This is a genomic window from Cereibacter changlensis JA139, from assembly GCF_003034985.1.
Taxonomy (GTDB): domain Bacteria; phylum Pseudomonadota; class Alphaproteobacteria; order Rhodobacterales; family Rhodobacteraceae; genus Cereibacter; species Cereibacter changlensis.
Genome location: NZ_PZKG01000261.1, coordinates 1 through 2,729, shown reverse-complemented (window position 1 = coordinate 2,729; position 2,729 = coordinate 1). Strand labels below are relative to the sequence as shown.

The window sequence follows — 2,729 nt, the reverse complement described above, 5'->3', positions numbered from 1 at the left end:
GGCGGTCAGCACCGCCGCGCCTGCGGTCCCTGCCTCGTCACCGACGGGGCCCATCTCCAGTGACCGTAGCGCGAGGATCGCCCGGGCCGTCGCCGGCGCCGCAGCCAGCCTGTTCCGCCTTGCACCGCTGGCGGCCACCGATCCCCTGAGCCAAACCCTTGCACCAAGTCATCATCCCTCGTCGGCTCGGCCCGCTGCGCCTTTCCTCTCCGCGACCCAACGAACAGCGAGAAGATCCGGAACAAGCCGCCGCGGTCGCCGTTCGCAAGGGAGGGCGGCAGGGGAGCGGCAATGGATTTTTGGCAGGACCTCCCGAACATGGCGCTGCTCGCCGGCTTCGGCCTCGCGGCGCTGGTCGTGCTGCTGTCGGGGCTCCGGCTCACGGCGATCGCCGACCGGCTGGCCGACCGCACCGGGCTGGGCGAGGCCATCGTCGGCGGCGTGCTGCTCGGTGCGGCGACCTCGCTGAGCGGCACCATCGTGTCGATCACCGCGGCGCTCGACGGCCGCGCCTCGCTGGCCTTCTCGAACAGCGTCGGCGGCATCGCGGCGCAGACCGTGTTCCTCGCCGTCGCCGACATGTTCTACCGCAGGACCAATCTCGAACATGCCGCGGCGGATCTCGGCAATATCTTCCAGGGGCTGATCCTGATCGTCCTGCTCGGCCTGCCCTTCGCCGCGCTGACGACGCCGGAGGTGACGGTCTGGGCGGTGCACCCGGTCTCCTTCGCCATCCCGCTGGTCTATGTGCTGGGGCTGGTCGCCAACCGCCAGATCCAGCAGGCCCCGATGTGGACCCCGGTGCAAACCGACGCCACGCGCACCGACGAGTCCGAGGAGGAGGAAAGCGGCAGCGGCGCCAGCACCGCCCGGCTGTTCGCCACCTTCGCCGCGCTGATGCTGGTGATGGGCGCGGCAGGCTGGGTCATCGCCAAGACGGCCTCGGCGCTGATCGACCGCATGGCGCTGTCCGAGTCGCTGATCGGCGCGCTCGGCACCGCCGTGGTCACCTCGCTGCCGGAGCTGGTGACCACCGTCGCCGCCGTGCGGCGCGGGGCGCTGCAGCTGGCGGTCGGCGGCATCATCGGCGGCAACACCTTCGACATGCTGTTCCTGACCGCGGCCGACATCTCCTATCGCGACGGCTCGCTCTATCACGCGGTGACGATGCCGGATTACTTCTGGATCGTCACAGCACTCCTGATGACCGGCGTGCTGCTCGGCGGGCTGATCCTGCGGCAGCGGCGCGGGCCGGGCAGGATCGGCGCGGAAAGCGTGCTGCTCCTGCTGCTCTACGGCGGGGCCGTCGCGGTGCAGGTCCTGGCCTGAGCGCTACCGCAGCTCCGCGATCAGCCCCTGCATCTCGGCGATCTCCTCGCGCTGGGTCCGGATGATGCTGGCGGCGAGGTCCCGCACCCGCGGGTCGGAGAGCGTGGCGCGCTCGCTGGTCAGGATGGCGATCGAGTGGTGCGGGATCATCGCCCGCATCCAGGACACCTCGTCCACCGTCGCCTGCGACCGCACCAGCCAGAGCGAGCCGGCGAAGACCGCCGCGGCCCCGGCGAGGATGGCGATGTTGGCGGCGCGGCTGGGATACATGCGCCACATGAAGCCCAGCATGACCATGGCCATCACCGCCTCCATCAGCAGCGCCATGTAGGCGCGGGTCTCGCTGAAATACACATGGTCCGTGGAATAGGTGTTCAGATACATCAGCCCGTACATCACGAGGGTCGAGGTGGCGATCATCGCCGCGAAACGCGCATAGGCTGGCATGTCCTGTCCTTTTCCTGCTGCGACGGCCGGTTCCGTCTTCTGCGGGAACAGGGTCCGCCGGCAGTTGTTCCCTCCCCAACGAAGGAGAGCCGATGGAACCGATGCTATTCGACAGCTGGCAGGGGCTCGCGCGGGTCGTGATCGTCGGGCTGGCCGCCTATGGCGCGCTGATCCTGATGCTGCGCGCCTCGGGCAAGCGGACGCTGAGCAAGATGAACGCCTTCGACCTGGTGGTGACGGTGGCGCTGGGGTCGACGCTGGCCACGGTGCTGCTGAACCGTTCGGTGCCGCTGGCCGAGGGCGTGCTGGCGCTCGCCCTGCTGGTCTATCTGCAATACGCGATCACCTGGGCCTCGGTCCGGTCGGAGCGGTTCCAGAGCCTGATCAAGAGCGAACCCTCGCTGCTGGTGCATGACGGCGCCTATCTCGACCAGGCGCTGAAGCGCCAGCGGGTGACGCGCGAGGAGGTGCAGGCGGCGCTGCGCGAGAGCGGCAAGACCGATCTCGCCGGCATCGCTTCGGTGGTGCTGGAGACCGACGGCACCCTGTCGGTGATCGCGCGATGAGGGGCGCGCACCGCCTTTCGCCGCTCGTGCTGGCCTGCGGCCTCGCCCTCGCCGGACAGCCCGCGGCGGCCCAGTCCGAGTTCCTGGATCAGGCGCTCGACCTGGTGAACGCCTCGCGCGCCGAGGCCGACCTGCCGGCGCTGGAGACCGGCGCCGATCTGGTCGAGGCCGCCCGCGCCCATGCCGAGGACATGCTGGCCCGCGATTTCTACGCCCATGAATCGCCGGAAGGCGACACGGTGCAGGACCGCTACATCGCCGCCGGCGGCGACGAATGGGAACTGGTGGCCGAGAACATCGCCCGCTGCACCGGCTGCCCCGCCCCCGACGCAGCCCGCATCGCTTCGCTGCACGAGGGCTGGATGAACAGCCCCGGCCACCGCGAGA

The 2,729-nt window shown here is 69.9% G+C and carries 4 protein-coding genes; 3 read left to right on the top strand and 1 reads right to left on the bottom strand.

Translation table 11 applies throughout. From position 1 onward, the window contains the following. The first annotated feature begins 291 nt into the window (after positions 1-291). Complete coding sequence (locus tag C5F48_RS22925) at positions 292-1,329, top strand: sodium:calcium antiporter (protein ID WP_107666017.1); 1,038 nt, start codon at positions 292-294, stop codon at positions 1,327-1,329. A gap of 3 nt (positions 1,330-1,332) precedes the next feature. On the opposite strand, the gene C5F48_RS22920 is transcribed toward C5F48_RS22925, so the two are convergent. Further along, complete coding sequence (locus C5F48_RS22920) at positions 1,333-1,776, bottom strand: DUF305 domain-containing protein (protein WP_107666016.1); 444 nt, start codon at positions 1,774-1,776, stop codon at positions 1,333-1,335. Positions 1,777-1,868: 92 nt separating this feature from the next. On the opposite strand from C5F48_RS22920, the gene C5F48_RS22915 reads away from it, so the two are divergent. Together C5F48_RS22915 and C5F48_RS22910 are read left to right on the top strand one after the other, a co-directional pair. After that, on the top strand, positions 1,869-2,342 hold the full coding sequence (locus C5F48_RS22915; RefSeq protein ID WP_245941354.1) for a DUF421 domain-containing protein: 474 nt from the start codon (positions 1,869-1,871) through the stop codon (positions 2,340-2,342). After that, on the top strand, positions 2,339-2,729 hold a 391-nt coding region (locus C5F48_RS22910), incomplete at its 3' end, for a CAP domain-containing protein (protein ID WP_219907832.1). The genes C5F48_RS22915 and C5F48_RS22910, both read left to right, overlap by 4 nt.